General features: G+C 70.9%; 19 protein-coding genes. 11 read left to right on the top strand and 8 right to left on the bottom strand.

Features of this window, described 5'->3' with window-relative positions; all coding sequences use genetic code 11:
- Positions 1–7 precede the first annotated feature (7 nt).
- Together ACWED2_RS16370 and ACWED2_RS16375 are read right to left on the bottom strand one after the other, a co-directional pair.
- The gene (locus tag ACWED2_RS16370) at positions 8–481 is read right to left on the bottom strand and encodes a group II truncated hemoglobin (protein WP_449691289.1); all 474 of its coding nucleotides are present in this window, start codon (positions 479–481) and stop codon (positions 8–10) included.
- A gap of 32 nt (positions 482–513) precedes the next feature.
- Positions 514–1,455, bottom strand: a complete 942-nt coding sequence (locus ACWED2_RS16375) for an NAD(P)/FAD-dependent oxidoreductase (RefSeq protein ID WP_449691290.1) — start codon at positions 1,453–1,455, stop codon at positions 514–516.
- 77 nt (positions 1,456–1,532) lie between these two features.
- Between ACWED2_RS16375 and ACWED2_RS16380 the strand changes: the two genes are divergently transcribed.
- Positions 1,533–2,120, top strand: coding sequence for a helix-turn-helix domain-containing protein (locus ACWED2_RS16380; protein WP_449691291.1), 588 nt, complete (start codon positions 1,533–1,535; stop codon positions 2,118–2,120).
- On the opposite strand, the gene ACWED2_RS16385 is transcribed toward ACWED2_RS16380, so the two are convergent.
- Positions 2,117–2,605 (bottom strand): N-acetyltransferase family protein, encoded by a 489-nt coding sequence (locus ACWED2_RS16385; RefSeq protein ID WP_449691292.1) that lies wholly within the window; start codon positions 2,603–2,605, stop codon positions 2,117–2,119. The two genes, ACWED2_RS16380 and ACWED2_RS16385, sit on opposite strands and share 4 nt — an antisense overlap.
- An 18-nt stretch (positions 2,606–2,623) precedes the next feature.
- On the opposite strand from ACWED2_RS16385, the gene ACWED2_RS16390 reads away from it, so the two are divergent.
- On the top strand, positions 2,624–3,193 hold the full coding sequence (locus ACWED2_RS16390) for a helix-turn-helix domain-containing protein (protein ID WP_449691293.1): 570 nt from the start codon (positions 2,624–2,626) through the stop codon (positions 3,191–3,193).
- Here the strand turns inward: ACWED2_RS16390 and ACWED2_RS16395 are convergent.
- A complete protein-coding gene (locus tag ACWED2_RS16395; protein ID WP_449691294.1) occupies positions 3,168–3,422 on the bottom strand; it encodes a TetR-like C-terminal domain-containing protein in 255 nt (84 codons plus the stop codon). The two genes, ACWED2_RS16390 and ACWED2_RS16395, sit on opposite strands and share 26 nt — an antisense overlap.
- 210 nt (positions 3,423–3,632) lie before the next feature.
- On the opposite strand from ACWED2_RS16395, the gene tuf reads away from it, so the two are divergent.
- Together tuf and ACWED2_RS16405 are read left to right on the top strand one after the other, a co-directional pair.
- Positions 3,633–4,820: an elongation factor Tu gene (gene tuf / locus ACWED2_RS16400; RefSeq protein WP_449691295.1), complete on the top strand. Its 1,188-nt coding sequence runs from the start codon at positions 3,633–3,635 to the stop codon at positions 4,818–4,820.
- Positions 4,821–5,030: 210 nt separating this feature from the next.
- Entirely contained in the window at positions 5,031–6,524 is a 1,494-nt protein-coding gene (locus tag ACWED2_RS16405) for a rhamnogalacturonidase (RefSeq protein ID WP_449691414.1), read from the top strand.
- A gap of 43 nt (positions 6,525–6,567) precedes the next feature.
- On the opposite strand, the gene ACWED2_RS16410 is transcribed toward ACWED2_RS16405, so the two are convergent.
- The gene (locus ACWED2_RS16410) at positions 6,568–6,783 is read right to left on the bottom strand and encodes a hypothetical protein (protein WP_449691296.1); all 216 of its coding nucleotides are present in this window, start codon (positions 6,781–6,783) and stop codon (positions 6,568–6,570) included.
- Between the two features lie 72 nt (positions 6,784–6,855).
- On the opposite strand from ACWED2_RS16410, the gene ACWED2_RS16415 reads away from it, so the two are divergent.
- From ACWED2_RS16415 to ACWED2_RS16430, 4 genes are all read left to right on the top strand, one after another.
- Positions 6,856–7,440 (top strand): hypothetical protein, encoded by a 585-nt coding sequence (locus ACWED2_RS16415; protein ID WP_449691297.1) that lies wholly within the window; start codon positions 6,856–6,858, stop codon positions 7,438–7,440.
- Positions 7,441–7,553: 113 nt separating this feature from the next.
- A complete protein-coding gene (locus ACWED2_RS16420; protein ID WP_449691298.1) occupies positions 7,554–8,453 on the top strand; it encodes an acetaldehyde dehydrogenase (acetylating) in 900 nt (299 codons plus the stop codon).
- Complete coding sequence (dmpG, locus tag ACWED2_RS16425) at positions 8,450–9,475, top strand: 4-hydroxy-2-oxovalerate aldolase (RefSeq protein ID WP_449691299.1); 1,026 nt, start codon at positions 8,450–8,452, stop codon at positions 9,473–9,475. Before ACWED2_RS16420 ends, dmpG begins: the two co-directional genes overlap by 4 nt.
- Before the next feature lie 34 nt (positions 9,476–9,509).
- Positions 9,510–10,121, top strand: coding sequence for a hypothetical protein (locus ACWED2_RS16430; RefSeq protein WP_449691300.1), 612 nt, complete (start codon positions 9,510–9,512; stop codon positions 10,119–10,121).
- Here ACWED2_RS16430 and pip read toward each other — a convergent pair.
- Together pip and ACWED2_RS16440 are read right to left on the bottom strand one after the other, a co-directional pair.
- On the bottom strand, positions 10,082–11,059 hold the full coding sequence (gene pip, locus ACWED2_RS16435; RefSeq protein WP_449691301.1) for a prolyl aminopeptidase: 978 nt from the start codon (positions 11,057–11,059) through the stop codon (positions 10,082–10,084). The two genes, ACWED2_RS16430 and pip, sit on opposite strands and share 40 nt — an antisense overlap.
- Before the next feature lie 21 nt (positions 11,060–11,080).
- Entirely contained in the window at positions 11,081–12,595 is a 1,515-nt protein-coding gene (locus ACWED2_RS16440) for an FAD-dependent monooxygenase (protein WP_449691303.1), read from the bottom strand.
- Positions 12,596–12,658: 63 nt separating this feature from the next.
- Here ACWED2_RS16440 and ACWED2_RS16445 point away from each other — a divergent pair, with 63 nt between their 5' ends.
- A complete protein-coding gene (locus ACWED2_RS16445; RefSeq protein ID WP_449691304.1) occupies positions 12,659–13,282 on the top strand; it encodes a TetR/AcrR family transcriptional regulator in 624 nt (207 codons plus the stop codon).
- Positions 13,283–13,365: 83 nt separating this feature from the next.
- Positions 13,366–16,791 carry an NACHT domain-containing protein gene (locus tag ACWED2_RS16450; protein WP_449691305.1) on the top strand — a complete coding sequence of 1,142 codons (3,426 nt, stop codon included), beginning with the start codon at positions 13,366–13,368 and terminating at the stop codon, positions 16,789–16,791.
- A 6-nt stretch (positions 16,792–16,797) separates the two neighbouring features.
- Here ACWED2_RS16450 and ACWED2_RS16455 read toward each other — a convergent pair whose 3' ends face one another.
- A complete protein-coding gene (locus ACWED2_RS16455; protein WP_449691306.1) occupies positions 16,798–19,191 on the bottom strand; it encodes an ATP-binding protein in 2,394 nt (797 codons plus the stop codon).
- Between the two features lie 110 nt (positions 19,192–19,301).
- On the opposite strand from ACWED2_RS16455, the gene ACWED2_RS16460 reads away from it, so the two are divergent.
- Positions 19,302–20,147, top strand: coding sequence for a radical SAM/SPASM domain-containing protein (locus ACWED2_RS16460; protein WP_449691415.1), 846 nt, complete (start codon positions 19,302–19,304; stop codon positions 20,145–20,147).
- Positions 20,148–20,195 lie beyond the last annotated feature (48 nt).

The raw sequence follows: 20,195 nt of genomic DNA on the forward strand, positions 1-20,195 counted from the left end.
GGGGGGCCTACTTTTGGCCGGATCGGTACCGGGGCTGCAACCCGTTCCACGACCAGCGGGGCACGGCGAGCCCCGCGGGGACCTCGGCGGGTGGGCCGGGGTAGGTGAGCACCTCGGCCACCGCCCACTCCATGTACGCCCGCAGCGCGGCGCGGAACTCCGGGTCGGCCGGCAGCCCGGCGTCGTCCGCGGCCCGCACGAAGCAGGCGACGAACCGGCGGCCGAGGTCGCTCATGTCGCCGTTGCCCGCGTGCATCCGCAGCATCGCCGAGTGGTCGCTGCACTCGCGCGAGAACCGGGGCGGCCCGCCCATCACCTCGGCCCAGTACCAGGCGAGCCGCTCGACGTGCCGCGGGTGCTGATCCTGCTTCGAGAACGGGTGGTTCAGCTCCGGGTCGGCCAGGCAGCGCTCGTGGTGGGCGGCGGCCAGCGCGCGGAACGCGGGGTCGCAGCCGGCGAATTCGTACAACGTCGGACGCACCCGCCGAGCCTGGCACGCCGGGGCGCCACAAGCTAGCGCGCGCCGGCGGCCGCGCGCTCCACCGTCGGGGAGAAGCCGCCGAACGCGTCGACCGCCCGCCGGACGTCCTCGGCGACCAGGTCGTGGTTCAGCGCGCCGGCGGCGGCCGCGCCCTGGGCCGCGGCGATGATCACGGTCGCCCGCGCGTCGACGACGTTCCCCGCGGCCCACACACCGGGCACGCCGGTCTTCCCGGACGGGTCGACGTCGCCTTCGACGTATCCGAGGTCGCGCAGCAGCTCGTCGTGCGGGACGGTCCGGGTGCGGAGGAACAGCGCCGTCCGCGGCACGAACCGGGCCCCGAGCTCGACGCCGGTGAGGCGGCCGTCTTCACGCCGGACCGCGGTCACCAGGCCCTCGACGACGCGGATCCCGCGCGCGTCGAGCCGCTCACGGTCCTCTTCGGACACCGGAACGGTGTGCGCGAAGTACACGACGTCCGGCGACCACTGGCGCACCAGCAGCGCGTGCTCGACGCTCGCCGGCTCGGTGCCGAGGACGCCGAGGGGCTGGTCGCGGACTTCGTAACCGTGGCAGTAGGGGCAGGTCACCGCGTCGGTACCCCAGCTCTCCCGCAGGCCCGGGAGGTCCGGCAGGTCGTCGTGGACGCCGGTGGCGACCAGGACGCGCCGGGCGGTCAGCTCCCGGCCACCCGCCAGCCGGGCGGTGAAGCCCGGATCGAGCCGGGCCACCCGGTCTTCGACGAGCTCCACGCCGTAGCCGCGGAGTTCGCCGCGGCCGATTTCCAGGAGTTCGGACGGCGGCAGGCCGTCGCGGGAGAGGAAGCCGTGCATGTGCGACGCCGGCGCGTTGCGCGGGGCGCCCGCGTCGACGACCGCGACGCGCCGCCGCGCCCGGCCCAGCATCAGGGCCGCGCTGAGTCCCGCGGCGCCGCCACCCACCACCAGTACGTCGAAGCTGTTGTTTTCGCTCATGCCGCCACCATGACCCCGGCTTCGCGAATCCGACAACTAATGTTGCCGTTTCCGGGACAAGCGGGTTTCCTGGGGGCATGACGGACGCGATCACCCAGGCCCTCGCCGAGGTCGGCCCCCGCCTGAAGCGGGTGCGCACACAGCGGCGGGTCACGCTCGCCGACCTGTCGGCGGCGACGGGCATTTCGAAGAGCACGCTGTCCCGGCTGGAGTCCGGCCAGCGCAAACCGAGCCTGGAACTGCTGCTGCCGATCGCCCAGGCCCACCAGGTGCCGCTCGACGAGCTGGTGGGCGCGCCGGAGGTCGGCGACCCCCGGGTCCGGCTGACCGCGCGCCGCATCCCGCGCCACAACGGCGCGGCGATGACGGTGCTGCCGCTGACCCGCCAGCCGGGCGCGCCCCAGGCGTTCAAGATGATCCTGGAACCGGAGACCGGCGAACCCGATCCCCAGGTCCACGAGGGGTACGAGTGGCTGTACGTCCTGTCGGGCCGCTTGCGCCTGATCCTGGCGGACCGGGACCTGACGCTGGGTCCGGGCGAGGCGGCGGAGTTCGACACGCGCCTCCCGCACTGGTTCGGCGCGGTCGACGGCCGGCCGGCGGAGATCCTCAGCCTGTTCGGGAAGCAGGGGGAGCGGCTGCACCTGCGCGCGAAGTCTCGTTAGCCCAGTTCGCGTTGCATCAGGATGGTGTCGAGCCAGCGGTCGTGCTTGAAGCCGACGCGCCGCAGCACACCGGCGTCGGTGAACCCGGCCGCTCGGTGCAGGTTTCGCGACGCGGGGTTGCCGGAGTCGACGATGACCGCGATCGCCTGCTGGGCCCCGGCTTTCTCGCACCGCTTCAGCAGCTCGTCGAGCAGCCGTCGCCCGTGACCGCGGCCGGCGGCCTGCGGCGCGAGGTAGATCGTCGTCTCCACCGAGAACCGGTATGCCGGCTTCGGCCGCCACGGCGCGGCCAGCGCGTAGCCGAGGATTTCGCCGTCTTCGGCGAGCACGAGGAACGGCCACGTGCTCTCGCGGATCTTCGCGCGCCACTGGTCCGCGGTGGGCGGCGTGGTCTCGAAGGTGAAGACGGAGTCGGTGACGTACGGCGCGAAGACGGCGGCAATGCCTTCGGCGTCGGCCTCCGTCGCTTCCGCTATAGTGGACATAGTCGCTATTATAGAGGAATGATTGATCCGGTGTCGCTCGGCCGTCACCTTCACGACCTGCGCACGGGCCGCGGGCTGTCGTTGAACGCCCTGGCAGTGGCGGCGGGCGTCAGCGTCAGCATGCTGTCGGCCATCGAGCGCGGCGAGAAGACGCCGACGGTCGTGGTGCTGTCCCGGATCGCCGACGGCCTCGGGCTGCCGGTGTCCCGGCTGCTGGCCGGCCTGGAGAGCGACCGGGTGATCGTCCGCCGCGCGGCGGAGCAGGACCACGTCGCCGAGCCCGGCGGCTGGCACCGCACGGTGCTGACGCCGGTCGTTCCCGGCGTCAACTTCGAATGGATCCGCACCACGCTGCCGCCGGGGTGCGACGCGGGTGCTTTTCCGGCGTACGCACCGGGTTCCCACGAGTTCGTCGCCGTCGAATCGGGCGAGCTGTGCCTGGGCGTCGGCGACGCGGAGTACGTCCTGGCGGCGGGGGATTCGGTGTACTTTCCCGCCGACGCAACGCATTCCTACGCGAACCGCACCGGAAACCCTTGTGTGTACTCCGTTGCGGCGTTGATCATGCGGTCCCGCTCGGCGGGGTGAGGCCGAGCGACGAGATCAGCCGCGTGATCTCGTTGCGGTACAGCTTGGCGGGGTTGGTGGTCTGGGCGCGCAGGTGGCCGAGGACCTCGAGGGAGACCAGCCCGTGCAGGTGCCCCCAGATCCGCAGGGCGGGCTGGTCGACGAAGCCGAGCTGCCGCGGTTCGTCCAGCGCCGGTTCACCGTCGGCTACCGGGAAATCGAGGTGACACGGCCACGACGGTCGTGTCACCCTTCCGGTCATGTTCCCCGTGTCCGACAGCGCGACGCTCGCAGGCCTGTCCCTGCCGAGCGCCCTGTCGGCACGGCTTTCCGCCCTGCTGACCGGCGCTCGAAGCTGACCCTTCCCCGATTTCCCCCGCCCTGGGCGCGAAACCGCCGGGGGAGGGTCGACACGCTCCGCCCGGTTTCGCGCATTCTTCTTCCAGCGCAGGGAAAAGCCATGACCAAGCAGCAGTACGTGCGGACCAAGCCGCACCTGAACATCGGCACGATGGGCCACGTCGACCACGGCAAGACCACGCTCACCGCCGCCATCACCAAGGTGCTCGCCGAACAGGGCGGGACCAACCGCTACGTCGCCTTCGACCGCATCGACCGCGCGCCGGAGGAGATCGAGCGCGGCATCACCATCAACATCGCGCACGTCGAGTACGAGACGCCGACCCGGCACTACGCGCACGTCGACATGCCGGGGCACGCCGACTACGTCAAGAACATGATCACCGGCGCGGCCCAGCTGGACGGCGCCGTGCTCGTGGTCTCGGCGCAGGACGGCGCGATGCCGCAGACGCGCGAGCACGTCGTCCTGGCGCGCCGGATCGGGGTCGAGCACCTCGTGGTGGCGCTCAACAAGGCCGACCTCGCCGACGACGAGGAGCTGCTCGACCTGGTCGAGCTCGAGGTGCGCGAGCTGCTGACCCGCTACGGGTTCGACGGCGACGCCGTGCCCGTGGTCCGGGTGTCCGGGCTGCGCGCGCTCGACGGCGACCCGCGGTGGACGCAGCGGATCCTCGACCTGCTCGCCGCCGTCGACGAGCACGTGCCGATCCCGCCGCGGCGGCTCGACCTGCCGTTCCTGATGCCGATCGAGAACGTCCTCACCATCACCGGCCGCGGCACCGTCGTGACCGGTGCGGTGGAGCAGGGCACCCTCGCCGTCGGCGACGCGGTCGAGGTGATCGGGCTCGGCCCGGCGGTGGCCAGCGTGGCCACCGGGCTCGAGACGTTCGGCAAGCCGATGGACCGCGCCGAGGCGGGTGACAACGCCGCAGTGCTGCTGCGCGGGGTGAAGCGCGGCGAAGTCCGGCGCGGCCAGGTGGTCTGCCTGCCCGGCAGCGTCCGGCCGCACCGGCGGTTCCGCGCGGACGTCCACGTGCTGTCGGCCGCCGAGGGTGGCAGGCGGACGCCGTTCGCGGCGAACTACCGGCCGCAGTTCCACTTCCGCACCAGTGACGTCGTCGGGGTGGTCGCCCTCGCCGAGGGCGTCACGGTCGTCCGGCCGGGCGACGCGGCGGAGCTGACGGTGGAGCTGGGGCAGCCGGTCGCGATGAGCCCTGGCCTCGGGTTCGCCATGCGCGAAGGCCGGCTGACGGTCGCCGCGGGCACCGTGCGCGAAGTGCTGGACTGAAGATCGGGCTCGTCCCCGCCTGCGGGCGGGGACGAGCTTGACTCATCCGATCTTTTGCTCTTAGCTGAAGGACGCATTCCCGATCCGCCGTCGGAAGCACCTTGCTGGGCTTCCGCCGTGGCGAGAAAGGGAGTTGAAGTGGGAAGAGCGTTGAGCCGCCGCCGGGTCGTTGCTTGGGGAGCCGCGGGTGCGGCCGGTGCCGCCCTGCCATTGGTCGGATCTCCGGCGGCCGGAGCCGAGGAATTCGGGAGCCCGTCGGGCCGCTTCTTCGACGTCACGAAGTTCGGCGCGAAAGGCGACGGGCGCACGATCGACACCGCCGCGATCAACCGCGCGATCGACGCGGCCGCGACCCGCGGCGGCACCGTGTACTTCCCGGCCGGGACGTACGCGAGCTATTCGATCCACCTCAAGAGCAACATCGCGCTGTACCTCGGCGCCAACGCGACGATCCTGGCCGCCGCGCCGGCCGGCGGCCAGGGCTACGACCCCGCCGAACCTGGCGCCGGCAACCCGTACCAGGACTTCGGGCACAGCCACTGGCACAACAGCCTGATCTGGGGCGAGAACCTCGAGAACGTCACCATCGAAGGGCCCGGCAAGATCGACGGCAAGGGCCTGGTCGCCGGCGGCAGCGCGGAATCCGCGCCGCTCAACGGGAACAAGGCGATCGCGCTCAAGCTGTGCCGCAACATCGCGATCCGCGACATCACCATCGTCAACGGCGGGCACTTCGGCATCCTTCCCACCGGCGTCGACAACTTCCGCATCGACGGCCTGGTGATCGACACCAACCGCGACGGCATCAACATCGACTGCTGCAAGAACGTCCGCATCGCCAACACGACGGTGAACTCGCCGAACGACGACGCCATCGTCCTCAAGAGCTCGTATGCCCTGAACCAGGTGCGCGACACCGAAAACGTCACCATCGACAACTGCTTCGTCAGCGGCTACGACCTCGGCACCCTCGTCGGCGGCACGTTCAAGACGGCGGCGTCGTACGGCCGCACCGGCCGCGTCAAGTTCGGCACCGAGTCCAACGGCGGTTTCCGCAACATCGCGATTTCCAACGTGGTCTTCGAGCATTGCCGGGGCCTGGCCCTGGAAACGGTCGACGGCGGGTGGCTGGAGGACGTCACGATCAGCAACCTGACCATGCGCAACGTCCAGATGCCGCTGTTCCTGCGGCTGGGGGCGCGGATGCGCGGGCCGGCGGGCATCCCGGTCGGGTTCCTGCGCCGGGTCAGCATCAGCGACGTCACGACGATCGACGCGGACCCGCGCTACCCGTCGTGCTTCTCCGGCATCCCGGGCCACCCCGTCGAGGACGTCAAGCTGAGCAACATCCGCCACCACCTGGCAGGAGGCCTGACGCCGGGCGACGCGGTGCAGAACCCGCCGGAGCTGGAAACCGCGTACCCCGAGCCGTCGATGTTCGGAACCCTGCCGGCGTACGGCTTCTTCGTCCGCCACGCCCGGGGCATCAGCTGGGACAACGTGGATGTCCGGTTCGGCAAGCCCGACACCCGCCCGGCGTTCGTCCTGCGGGACGTGGCCGACGCCGACGTGCACCACTGCCGGGCCGACCAGGCGGCGGGCACGCCGACGTTCGTCCTCGACGCGGTGGACGACTTCCGGGTGAGCGTGGGCCGCCCGGTGCCGGAGGCCCGGGTGGACCACGCGGATCACCAGGAGCTGTAACGACTTCCGGCCGGGTCCCGGCGCCGCCGCGGGGCCCGGCCGGTCAGCGGCCGCGCAGCTTCGGCCGGACCAGGCCGACCGCGGACATGACGATCAGGGCCACCGCCGCCACCGCGGCGATCACCGTCAGCACGGGTGCCCGGCTGTCCGTGCCGGTCAGGCTGAGAATGCTCGACACGAGCAGAACCGCCCCTACGGCCAGGAAGAGCCAGCACAGCGCAGCCGTTTCCGGGATGAAGTGCCAACGCCGTTCGGCCATCGCAACCTCCTCGATCGGGTGTGTCCCGGAATTTCCCCGATCGGGAGTCGATCAAACCGGCGGACGTCCGAGGTGACCCCGCGCGGCGATCAAGTCGCCGCATTCCTGCTGGCTTCCGTGAAGTGCCGGCGTCGCCGCGGGGACCCGGTCGGTCAGGTTGCGATCCAGCGACGATGCCCGGACCGCGGTAACCGGCACGGCCTCCGCGACGACTGCATCACGGTCCGGTTGTTCGAAGTCGCCGAGGAAGCGCACATGAAGACATGGTGGTTGGGGATGCTGCTCGCCGTAGGTGTGGCGACAGCGGCATGCGGCACGTCCCCGCCGGCCCTGCAGGTGCCCGCTTCGCCCCACACGACCGAACCGGTGCTCACCATTGAGCCGACGCCTGTCCTGACAGTCACCACGACACCCGTTTCCAGCGTCCCGTCGACGACATCGGCGCAGGCGCCGGCCGGCACGACCAAGGCGCCAGTGCGCAAGACGCCGGCCCGGAAGCCACCTCGGTACGGGTACGAGTGCCGAGACGGCGATGAACTGAAGTACGACATCTGCGCCAGCCACAAGGCCTGGGTCGACGGGCAGCGCGAATTCGCCGATTGCCTGTCTGGCGGCGGCACCTGGGACGAGGTGACCCAGCGCTGCGTTCGCCCCTGAACGCGGCGCCGGCCGCGCTCGCCGCTCGGCAGCGACCCGGCACCGGACCGGGCGTTCCGGTGAACGGAACGTCTGACTGTCTTCGGCCGTGGGCCCGGTGCGACCGTCGGGGCATGGCTCCCGTGATGGCGGCGATCGTCGGCCCTGGCAACATCGGCACCGATTTGCTGGCGAAGCTGCGACGCAGTGAAGTGATCGAAGTCGGCTACGTCGTCGGCGTGGTCGAGTCGGACGGCCTCGAGCGGGCCCGTGCGCAGGGGATCGCGGCTTCGGCGGAAGGCGTCGACTGGCTGCTGCGCCAGGACCCCCTGCCGGAACTCGTGTTCGAAGCGACGTCGGCGAAGGCGCACGCCGCCAACGCCCCGCGGTACGAGGAGGCCGGCATCCAGGCGATCGACCTGACCCCGGCGCACCTCGGCCCGATGGTGTGCCCGCCGGTGAACCTCGGCGCGCACCTCGACGCCCCGAACGTCTCGATGATCACCTGCGGCGGTCAGGCCACGATCCCGATGGTGCACGCCGTTTCCCGGGTCACGCCGGTGCCGTACGCCGAGATCGTCGCGTCGGTCGCTTCGCGCGGTGCGGGCCCGGGGACGCGGGCGAACATCGACGAGTTCACCCGCACGACGTCGCAGGCGGTGGCCGAGATCGGCGGTGCCGGGCGCGGCAAGGCGATCATCATCCTCAACCCGGTCGAGCCGCCGATGATCATGCGGGACACGGTGTTCTGCGCGATCCCGCTCGACGCCGACCGCGACGCGATCAGCGCGTCGATCCACGAGATGGTCGGCGAAGTGCGGAAGTACGTGCCGGGCTACACACTGCGGGCGGATCCGCAGTTCGACGACGCGCGCGAAGACTGGGACGGCAACGCGCGGGTCGGCATCTTCCTCGAGGTCCGCGGCAACGGCGACTACCTGCCCGAATACGCCGGGAACCTGGACATCATGACCGCCGCGGCCGCCCGCGTCGGCGAGCTGATGGCGCGCGCGAAGCAGGAGGTGCCCGCATGAGCCGCCCCGAACTGAAGCACGACGTCCGGATCGTCGACACGACGCTGCGCGACGGCAGCCACGCGATGGCCCACCGCTTCACCGAGCAGCAGGTGCGCGACACCGTGCGCGCGCTCGACCGCGCGGGCGTCGAGGTGATCGAGGTGACCCACGGCGACGGCCTCGGTGGCTCGTCGTTCACCTACGGTTTCTCGGCCGTCGACGAGCTCAAGCTGATCGCGGCGGCGCGCGAAGAGGCGAAACAGGCGAAGATCGCGGTGCTGCTCGTGCCGGGCATCGGCACGGCGGAGGACCTGCAGCGCGCGTTCGACGCGGGTGCGGAGATGGTCCGGGTGGCGACGCACTGCACCGAAGCCGACGTCTCGCCGCAGCACTTCGGCCTGGCGCGCGAACTGGGCATGGAGACGGCCGGGTTCCTGATGATGGCGCACCGGACGCCGCCGGAGGACCTGGCGAAGCAGGCCCGGATCATGGTGGACGCGGGCTGCCAGGCGGCGTACGTGACGGACTCCGCGGGCGCGTTGCTGATGCACGAGGCCCGCGCCCGGTTCGAAGCGCTGGTCGCCGAGGTCGGCGACACGGCGTGGGTCGGCTACCACGGGCACCAGAACCTTTCGCTCGGCGTCGCGAACTCGGTGCTGGCCTACGAAGCGGGCGTCCGGTACATCGACGGCTCGCTGTGCGCCCTCGGCGCGGGCGCGGGCAACTCGCCCACGGAGGTACTGGCGGCGGTGTTCGACCGCCTGGACATCGACACGGGCCTCGACGTCGGCGCCCTGCTCGACGCGGCGGAGGAGGTCGTCCGCCCGTACCTGCACCGCTGGCCGAAGATGGACCGCAACGCGATCGTCCAGGGCTGGGCGGGCGTGTACTCGAGCTTCCTGCTGCACGCCGAGCGCGCGGCGGAGCGCTACGGCGTCCCGGCGCAGGCGATCCTGCGCCGGTGTGGCGAGCTCGCGCTGGTGGGCGGGCAGGAGGACATGATCATCGACGTGGCGGTGCAGCTGGCCGCGGAGAAGTAGGCAACCGGAAAGCGGTTGCGAGCGTGATGACGCCATGGAACGAATCCGGCTCGCGCTCGCGGTGGTACCGGTAGCGGCCTGTCTCGCCGCCTGCTCGAGTCCGATCACCCCCGCGATCCCGCTGCTCACCACGCCGAAACCGGTCACCTCGGCACCGACGGCGGCGGCCACGACCACCAAGCCGCCGCCGTTCACGCCGCCGGCGTCGCCGGTGAAGGTCACCGCCGCCTGCCCGTTCCTCGGCACGGCGGAGCTGCAGGAGCTCCTGGGGACCAGCGAAGACCTCCTGGCGACCGAGCAGCCGCCCGACGAGACGTACGTGCCGGACACCGAGTTCCAGTGCCGCTACGAGGGCAAGTACGTGCACCCCTGGCTGCTCGACCTGTGGATCATCTCCTCAGCCCGCTCCTACCCGCCCGCGAAGGCGCTGGAGAACTCCAAAAAGGACTGCGGCGGTCCGGTGACGGCGGTGCCCGGGGCCGGCGAGGGCGCTTACTTCTGCGACCTCGCCGGCACCGGCAACGCGGAGATGATCATCACCGGCAAGCACGTCCACGGCCAGAACCGGCTCGCGATCGCCTACCTGGTCAAACACCGCAAGGAGGTCTACGCCCGCCTGGCGGTGCTGCTCGGCGAGCGGATCTGAGCCTGGGCGAACCGGTCGAGCGCGGCGAGCTTCCAGGCGCGTTTGACGTCACTGGCGTCGTGTCCGGACCGGTCGTCGACGAGCAGTTCGGCACCCGGCCACGCCTGGGCCAGCTCCCAGGCCGTCGTCACCGGGCAGCTGAGGTCGAGCCGGCCGTGGATCAGCACGCCGGGGATGCCCGCGAGGCGCCCGGCGTCGCGGATCACCGCGCCCTCTTCGAGCCAGCCCGCGTGCGCGTAGTAGTGCGTGGTGAGCCGGACGAACGCCCGCAGCGCGTCGTCCGGCGGTCCACTGTGGACCTCCGCGGAGGCTCCCGGTTCGAGGGACAGGACCGTTCTTTCCCAGGCGTCCCAAGCCAGGACGGCGTCGTCCCGCCGGTCCGGGTCCGCCATCAGCCCGGCGTAGGCGGCCACGACGTCGTCGTCCCCGGCGAAGTCGCGGAAGCGTTGCCACGCCTCGGGGAAGAAGCGGCCGGCGCCGCGGTACAGCCAGTCGATCTCCGACCGGCGCGTCGTGCTGATCGCGCTGACCACGATTTCCGTCACCCGGTGCGGGAAGCGTTCGGCGTACACGAGCGCGAGCGTCGTGCCCCACGAACCACCCGTCACCAGCCAGCGTTCGATGCCGAGGTGTTCCCGCAGCCGCTCGAGGTCGGCGACGAGGTGGTCCGTGGTGTTGTGCCGCAGCGACGCCGCGGGGTCGGCGGCGTGCGGACGGCTCCGGCCGCAGCCGCGCTGGTCCAGCAGCACGACGCGGTAGCGGGCCGGGTCGAACATCCGCCGCATGCCCGGCGTGCAGCCCTGCCCGGGGCCGCCGTGCAGCACGACCGCCGGCTTGCCGTGCGGGTTCCCGCAGGTCTCCCAGTACACGTGGTGCCCGTCGCCGACGTCGAGCAGCCCGTGGTCGTAGGGCTCGACGGGCGGGTGGAGTCCGCTCACCCGCCCCATCCTGCCCGGCTCTCAGGCGGGCTCGCCGAACCACCCGCGCAGGGCGCCTTCGAGGCCGGCCGTCGTCCCGTCCTCGCGCGCCCAGGCGATGTGCCCGTCCGGCCGGACCAGCACGCCGGTCAGCGACGGCTCGCTGTCGCACTTCGCGGTCAGCACGTTCACGCGCCCGCCCCAGCCGGCCGCCGTCTCGCGCAGGCCGGCGTGGTCGCCGAGGTCGAGCAGCAGGCCCTTGCCGTCGTGGAGGCGTTCGCCGAGCCGGGTGCCGTCGGCGAAGGCGAAGTCGGGCGCGGCGCGGCCGGTGAGGTCGTGCTCGCCCTCGATCGGGTAGCGGTGCAGGACACCGGAGAGCTTCTTCGCGAGGTACGTCGCGCCGTCGCCGGTGTGCAGCAGGTTGTCGACGACCCGGCGCAGCGCCTTCGTCCGCACGTCGCTGCGCATCAGCGCGACCTGCGCCCGGGTCCACTCGAGGACCCACTCGCCGATCGGGTGCCGCTCGGTCGTGTAGGTGTCGAGCAGGCCGTCCGGCGCCCAGCCGTGGATGGTCGCGGCGAGCTTCCAGCCGAGGTTGACGGCGTCGCCGATGCCGAGGTTGAGGCCCTGCCCGCCGAAGGGGGAGTGGACGTGCGCCGCGTCCCCGGCCAGCAGCACGCGGCCCTGGCGGTAGGTGCTCGCCTGGCGTGCGTTGTCGGTGAAGCGCGTGGCGCTGTGGAGCTTCGTCACCCGGACGTCCGCACCGGAGACGCGCCGGAAGCTGTCTTCGACTTCCTGCGCGGTGACCGGCGCGTCCCGGTCCTCGGGCGGTCCGTCGAACTCGACGGTGAGGATCCGCCCGGGCGTCGGCCCGTGGACGTAGAGGCCGCCGGTGCCGTGCTGCCACCCGGCGGGCAGCGCTTCGGCGCCGGTGAGCTCGGTGAGCGCCTGCCGTCCGGTGATGGCGGGATCGGTCCCGGGGAACTCGAAGCCCGCCAGCTTGCGGACCCGGCTGCGGCCCCCGTCGCACCCGACGAGCCAGCCGGCGCGCACGGATTCGCCGTCACCGAGGTGCACGGTGACACCGTCGCCGTCGGCGTCGAACCCGGTGAGCTCGACGCCACGCCGGACCTCGACCCCCAGTTCGGCGGCGCGTCCGGCGAGGATCGCCTCGACGTCCTGCTGCTGGATCACGACCACCCGGGCGGCGGGCCCGACCTCCCGGAAGGCGGGGTCGTCGAAGTCGACCCCGTCGGAGGTGACCATGATCCCGGCGAAGTGCCCGACGGGGACGGCCTTCGGCCCACTCCCGCCGCGTGACTCGAGGAACTTCTGGATCTGCGCGAAGTTCCGCTGCACGACCGCGTCCATGGCGGGCAGCAGCCCCCGCCGGTAGAAGGCTTCGGCCGTGGTCAGGTTGACCGACCCGGCCTTGATCGTCTGGTCCGGCTCGGGCAGCCGTTCGACGACGAGCACGTCCACGCCCGCCAGCCGCAGTTCACAGGCCAGCATCAAGCCGACCGGTCCGCCCCCGGAGATCACCACATCCATGTTCATGGGACCGATGATGCCGCGAAACTTTTACCGAGTCAAACTTTGGGCTCGGTCTATACTCGGCGCATGGCGGACCCCGGACTGCGCGAGCGGAAGAAGCAGGCCACCCGCCTGCTGATCTCCAACGTGGCCACAGGCTTGTTCATCGAGCGCGGCTTCGAGGAGGTGACGGTGGCGGAGATAGCCGAGGCGGCGGGCGTCTCGAAGATGACGGTGTTCAACTACTTCCCCCGCAAGGAGGACTTGTTCCTGGACCGCCACGCGGACCGCCTGGCGGAGCTGACCTCGGTGCTCCGTACTCGTCCGGCCGGGGTGTCACCGTGTGAGGCGTTACGCCGCCACCAGCACTCGCTGTTGGCTTCGGGCCACCCCCTGTCGGGCGCGATCGCGGGCGGCCCGGGGTTCTGGTGGGTGCTGACGTCGAGCCCGGCGCTGATGGCGCGGTGGTACGAGCAGGAGCGGGAGATCGCGGACGCGTTCACCTCGGTGCTGACAGAGGAGACGGGGGAGGCTTTCCGGTCTCGCATGGTGGCGGGCCTGCTGACGACGGCGATCACGACCGTGTTCGCGCACGCGATGGGTCGCATCGTGGCCGGGGACGATGCGGAGGTGGTGCGGCGGGAGCAGGTGGCCGTGATCGATCAGGCGTTTGACCTGGTGGAACACGGCGTGGGCGACTTCCCCGGCTGAGCGTTCTGGAATCCGCGCTGGTGCGCCGCTAGGTTTGACCGCATGTCTGCTCCAAGCCCCGCGTCCGGCCCGCTGAACGACTGATGACCGGACACCGCAACGAAATCAAGGACGGAACTTTTTCCGGGCCGGTGGTGCAGGCGGGCAGCATCGAGCAGCTGAGCATTCACCTCGGTGGCGAGGCTCCGCCACGGCCGCCGCTGACGTCGTGGGACGACCGGCCGGAGCTCACGCCTCAGCTCCGGGACCTGCTGACCGCGCAGCAAGGGGCAACCGAGTCGCTGCCGTACGCGCTGCTCGGCGTCCGGCAGCCGGACCTCGTCGACGTCTACGTGCAGCAGACGATGCGGGCGCAGGCCACCGATCGGTCGCCCGAGCCAGACCGGGGAACAGCGGAACTCGAGCGTCGAACCGGTGAGCCGGGTGAGCGCACCCTCACGATGACCGAGGCGCTCAACCGCGGCGGGCACCTCCTGATCACCGGCGAGCCCGGCGCGGGAAAGTCGACCGTCGGCTACATGTACGTGCAGCAGATCTTGAAGTACTGGCTCGGCGCCGACCGCGGTGGGCCCCCGATTGCCGAGCCGGTGCTGCCGGTGCGGATCCCGGCGCGTGCGCTGGCCGAGAACGCGGCCTGGGGTGAGCTGCTGGCTTCCGGGCTGCAAGCCGTGCTGGGGCAGCGGCTCGACGAGAAGCCCCGGCCCGAATTGCTGGCGCGCCGGGCGCTGGGTGCTCGCTGGCTCGTGTTCATCGACGGCCTGGACGAAATCGTCGAACCGCAGACCCGCGCCCAGGTGATCGCCGCCCTCGCCGACCGCATCCGGCGGAGCATGGACCACCGGCTGGTCATCACCACCCGGCCGCTGCCCCACCACGAACTGCTGCCGCTCGAACGCACCGACATCGACGGCTTCCAGATCCAGCCGTTCAGCCCGGTCGAGCTCGAAGAGTTCGCCCGAGTCTGGTTCCGGGACCAGAACCCGCTCGAGCCGATCAAGCAGGCCGGGCAAGCTGCCGAGTTCGTACGGCAGATCCGGGACAGCAGGCTGCGCGAGCTCGTCCGAAACCCCCTGCAGGCCACCATCGCCGCGATCGCCTACACGCTCGAGCCGGGCCGGCCGCTGCCGAACAGCAGAATCGATCTTTACGGCCGCTTCATGGCCTACCTCCTCGACGAAGGCGCGAGCCGTCGCGACACCTTCGCCGAGCTGCGGCGCGGGGCCCGTGACCACCCGGCCCGGCTGGCCTTGCTGGACTGGCTGCAGGGACAGCGCGTCGATCTCGTCGAGCACCTCGCCGTCCACCGCCTCGAGACCGAGTCGCCGCTGATCGAAGCCGCCCAGGAATGGGTGACTGACCGGCGCGCCGATGTCCCGGACGGGTGGCAGGGAGACCTCCGCGCGGTCTTGACCGGGACCGGTGTTTTCGTGCCCCGCGAGGGCGACCTGGAGTTTCGGCACCACTCCTTCGCCGAGTTTCTCGCGGCCCGGTCCCGGGCCGGCGAGATCCCGGCTGATTTCCCCAACCTGGAGGAGTGGATCGAGCGCGGGCTGAGCGACGCCAAACGCGTCCTCGCGCTCTTCACCTTCGTGCTGTGGGGACGCGAGAACCACGACGTCGGACGCGTCCTGCGTGCGCTCCTCCAAGGCACCGGCGAACGAGTGCTGCTCGCCGGCCGGCTCGTCGGCGAGGGTATCGACGTCGACGACGAGCTCACCGCGGCAGTGGTCGACCGGCTCCTGGATCTCCTGGTCTGCCACGGCGTACGGGACAGTCCGTGGGACGACGTCGAATCGGTCGGCGAAGTCCTGAGTCTGTTGATGCCGCAGATGCTGGGTTCTCGTGGCATCGACCGCTTGCGTGCGCTGCGGGACGGCGCCGATCCGGCCGAGGCCATCCGGATCGAGGCCGCCGCCGTGCTCGGCCGCCTCACCGATGCGCAGGCCGCGGCCGACTGGCTCGAAGGCTTCCTCCGGCACGCCAGTTTGGCCGGAATGAAGCGCGGTTTCGAAGTGCTTCGGGACGTGGTGCCGGACGGTTCTCGACGCGTCGAGAAACTGGTGGCCAGGATCACCGCGACGGCCGAACATGACCGCGTGCTGACCATGGCGCTGATCTCGTTCCTCCTGGAATCCGACTGCACGGTATCGGCCGCGAAAATGGTTCGCGACCTGGTCGGCAATCTGCGTGCCGGTGCTGATGCCGAGGGTGGCGGCTTCGAGTACACCGAGAACGACAGCCGCTTGGCGGATTCTTGGGACGGCGGTGCCGCGAGCTGGGGTGCGGTGGCTCACCTCGCCGCGCGAGCGGGCTGCCGCGACGAGGCTTTGTGGGCTGCTCGCCGAATCTTCGCTTCGGCTGATTCCCGTGCCGCGGATTTCCGGGACGCTGCGGACGCGGTGCTTTCCGTGGGGCAGTCCGACGCGGTCACGGAGGTCGCCGCCGCCGCGGCCGGCCGGCCGGGCCGTCACCTGGTGGAAGCCGCCCAAGCGTTGGAGTCGAAACTGCACTCCGCGGCCGCACTGGAAGCCGCTGGTCACGCTCTCGCCAATCCGCACGCAGGAGAGCTCGAACTGATGCTGGCCGCTGTGGTGTTCACCTCCTGCAACGCCACGGCCGACCTGCTGGAGCAGGCGGAAAAGTTACCGCCTTGGAGTGGGCAACGTCTGGTCAGGGTCGTTTTGCCGTTTCTCGGCGACAAGAGCCTTTCCATGATCCGTGAGTCGGCGCGGCTCGCCCTCAATGACGGACCCCTCGGACGCCGGGATTTCGACAACGCCTGCCGGGTTTTGCTTGAAGAGCACGATCAAGAAGAGGCCCGGTTCGTCTATGAAACCAGCATCAGCCGCGGCCCGGAATATTGGGTGCGGGCGGCAGCTCCTCTTTGCTCCTCCGGCCACGAGGCTCTCGGGGACGAGCTCATCACGAAGGTGCGCGTCGAGGCCACCGCGGAAAGGTGGATCGATCTCGCTCTCGAGCTCCTCGAAAACCAACAACCCGGCCGGGCGGCGAATCTGCTCACTGCAGCGGTCGAACACGTCTTGGAATGCTCGGAGTACCAGCAGCTTCGGCTCGCCAAGGCTCTGAACGCAGCGGGCATGAAGACCGAGGCGATCGATGTGGTCAACCGCTCTGTGCGCAGCAGATTCGAAGACAGTAAGCTGGACGGGTGGGTCGCGGTGTGGATCGAGATCCGCGGCGCAGCCGAGGCCGAAAGCATCTCGACGGAGGTGCTGACGCGTGACGTCGGCGCCGAACAGCGTGTGAAGGTCGCGGACGAATTCGCGAAGGCCGGATTGCTGAACGCGGCGATCAGGGTCTGGCTGGACGTGCTGCGGCACCACGGTGAGGCCGTCGACCAGGGCGTGCTCGCGGCCTCCAACCTGGTGAAAAGCGGACACCGAGCCGAGGCCGCCGCGCTGTTGACCGACGCCCTCGCCGACAAGCGCCTTTCCGCCCCGGTCCGTGATCGGCTGCGGTCGCTGCACGCGTGGGTCACGGCCGGATAGTGCCGGTCAGGGCAGTGCCCGCCGGATCCGTTCGAGCCGTTCGGTGGCTTCGAGGTCGTCGAGGCGCGCCAGCTGGCCGGCCGCTTCCCGGCGGACCTCGACGGCCTCGTCGCCGTCTCCGGCCGCCACCAGCGACTCCGCGAGGTTCTCCAGAACCAGCCCCAGTACCCAGGGCGAGCCGGTCTCACCGGCCACTTTGGCCGCCTGGCGGTGGAACGGGACGGCGTCGGACGGACGGCCGAGCTCGCGGAACGTCGTGCCGGTTCCGTCGAGCGACCAGGCCAGCCGGTCCAGGACGCCCGCGTCTTCATGGATGGTCGTGGCTCGCCGGTAGGAGACGAGCGCGTCCTCGGACCGGCCCGCGAGCCGCTGGATCCGGCCGTAGTCCAGCAGCGCCCAGCCCTCGGTGCGCGTGTCTCGTTGTTCCCGCGCGATCTCGACACCGCGTGCGGCGTCGGTGAGTGCGTCGGCGACGTCGCCGAGGTTCGCGGTCGCCCGCGCCAGGAAGACGAGGCCGACGAGCTCGATGTGCCGGTTTCCCAGCTCCCGCCCCAGTTCCACACTGCGGCGAGCGGCTTCGACCGCGTCCCGGTGCCGCCGGATCCCGTCGTAGGCCTCGGCCAGGTTGAACAGGGCCGCGGCCTCGCCTTCGACGTCTCCCTCGGTCTGCTGCAGCGCCCGCAGGACCTCGAACCGGCTGGACGCCTCGCCGAACCTCCGCCGGTGCAACAGGTTCACCCCGAGGAAGTTGAGGACGATCCGCTCACCGTGGTGGTCACCGAGCTCGCGGAAGATCGCCAACGCCTCCTCGGCGCGGGCCGCGGCGTCGTCGAACCGCCCCTGCAGCCGGTCGATCTCGGCGAGCGTCGCCAGGAGATCCGCTTCGCCTTGCCGAGCCTGGTCGCGGCGGGCCGCTTCGAGGGCGATGTCCACCGCGACGCGCTGGTCGTGGATCGGTACCCGCCGCATAGCCGGTTCGGTGGCCAGGGTCAGTTGCCAAGTCACCGCGTCGAGCCCGGATTTGGCCGCGGCCTGGATCGCGGCGAACAGGTTCGGCCATTCGAGGTAACACCATTGCACCGCCGAGTCGTGGTCGGGGAACTGCAGCGCGGTGGCGGGTGCGGGCAGTGCGTCCGGGGCCAGCATCCGACCCCACTGGTGCATGACCTCGCAGGTCGCGTAGGCCGTGTGCAAGTACCACGCCAGTATCCGGGCCAGCGCCTCGTACTGCTGCTCCAACGGTTCCTCGTGATGGGCGGCATCGGTGGCATAGGCACGCAGGAGATCGTGGAACTGGTACCGGTCGGCCGCGGTCTGCTCCAGCATGTGCGCGCCGACGATGGAGTCGAGCAGGTACCGGGCGGTGGTCACCGGCACGCCGGCCGCCTCGGCCGCGATGCTCGTGCCGAACTCCGCGGTGGGGTGCAGGCCGAGCACGCGGAACATGCGCGCCGCCTCGGGGGAGAACGAGCGGTAGGACCAGGCGAACACGGCGCGGACGCCGTCGTATTCCTCGCCGCTGCTGGCCGCCAGCTCGTCCCAGAGCCGGGATTCGTCGCGCAGGTTGCGGATCAGCTCGGTCAGCGGCATCCACGGGCGGGAGGCCGCGCGTTCGGCCGCGATACGCAACGCCAGCGGCAGCCGGGCGCACAGCCGGGCGAGTTCGGCGAAATCCGCTGCCTCGTCTCCGGCTCGGTAGTCGGTGGTCAACGTCCGGATCAAGGCCACGGCTTCGGGCTCCGGCAGGATCTCGACGGTGACGCGCTGCGCCCCGTCGTGCGCCATCACCCCTTCGAGGCGGTCGCGGCTGGTGACGATGATCCTGGAGGCCGAACCGCCCGTCAGCAGCGGGCGGACCTGGCTGATGTTCGCGGCGTTGTCCAGGACGATCAGCACGCGGCGCTCGGCGAGCAGCGACCGGTAGAGCGCGGCCTTTCCCTCGACGTCATCGGGAATCCGGCCGGACGGCGCCCCCAGCGCACGGAGGAAACGGTCCAGCGCCTGCTCGGCGGTGACCGGTGAACCCGGGTCGTAGCCGCGAAGGTTCACGTACAGCTGCCCGTCCGGGAACTGGCCCATCGAGCGGTGCGCCCAGCGGAGGGCCAGCGCGGTCTTGCCGACGCCCGCCGTACCCACGATCACGGTCAGCCCGGCCGGCTCGGGCCCCAGCAGCACGCGGTCCAGTCGATCGATTTCGGCGGTCCGGTTGACAAATCCACGTACGTCACCGAGCAATTGCCGGGGAACGCCGGAATCCGGCGGGCGCGAACGGTGGAAATGCACCCCGCCGCTGACATCGCGAGCCTGCACGACCTCGCCTGCGCGTCCGGACAGCACCGAACGGGTCCCGTCCTGGGGGACCGGTACCGGGTCGTCGCCGGCTGCGTCGGGTCGGCCCATCACTCCCCTTGGAAGGTCCGGCTGCCGAGTATATCCGTACCGTCTCCCGCTGGGCGACCAACGCTGCGAGACTGGATTCCCTACCGGCCCTCGAACCAGCAGGGGTGACTGTGCAGACTCGGGATCGGCACGATGACGGCTTTGCGGCCCCGGTTGATCTCGTTTGGCTGGAAATCACCGGAAAATGCCAGCTCATGTGCATCCACTGCTACGCCGAAAGTGCCCCGGCCGGCCGCCACGGCCCGATGACCCGCACCGACTGGATCCGCGTCATCGACCAGGCCGCGGCCTGCGGCGCGCGGAAGGTGCAGTTCATCGGCGGCGAGCCCACCTTGCGGCCGGAGCTGCCCGAGCTCGTCGGCCACGCGGTGGCGGCGGGCCTGCGGGTGGAGATCACGTCGAACCTGCTCCGCCTGTCCGCGCGCATGTGGACCGCGGTCGCGTTGCCCGGTGTCGAGCTGGGGACGAGTTACTACTCGGACGACCCGGCCGAGCACGACGCGATCGTCGGCAGGCGGGGCAGTCATGCCAGGACGACGGCGACGATCGAGACAGCGGTCTCAAGGGGGATCCCGGTGAACGTCGGAGTCATCGATGTCCGTCCCGGGCAGCGTGTCGAAGGCGCCAAGGTGGCGCTCCTGGAGCTGGGCGCCACGCGGATAGTGGTGGACCGGCTGAGGCACTTCGGCCGGGGCGCGGCAGGCCGGCGTCCGGAAGTCACGGAGCTGTGCGGCCGGTGCGCGAAGGACGTCGTCGCGGTGTTGCCCGACGGATCCGTGACCCCGTGCCCGATGTCGCGCTGGTTGTCGTTCGGGAATGTCAGGGAGTTCCCGTTGGCGACGCTGGTCCGCGGGGCGGCGGCCCGGCGGATCCGGGCGACGATCGGCGAGGCGACGACCTGGACTGCGAACTGCGCGTCGGGCAGCAGCGGCAGCGGCGGTGGGTGTTCGCCTTAGCACCGGCCGGCGGCCAGCGCGCGAGGGCGACAGTACTCAGCGCAGAGA

The sequence above is a fragment of the Amycolatopsis sp. NPDC005003 genome, assembly GCF_053600695.1.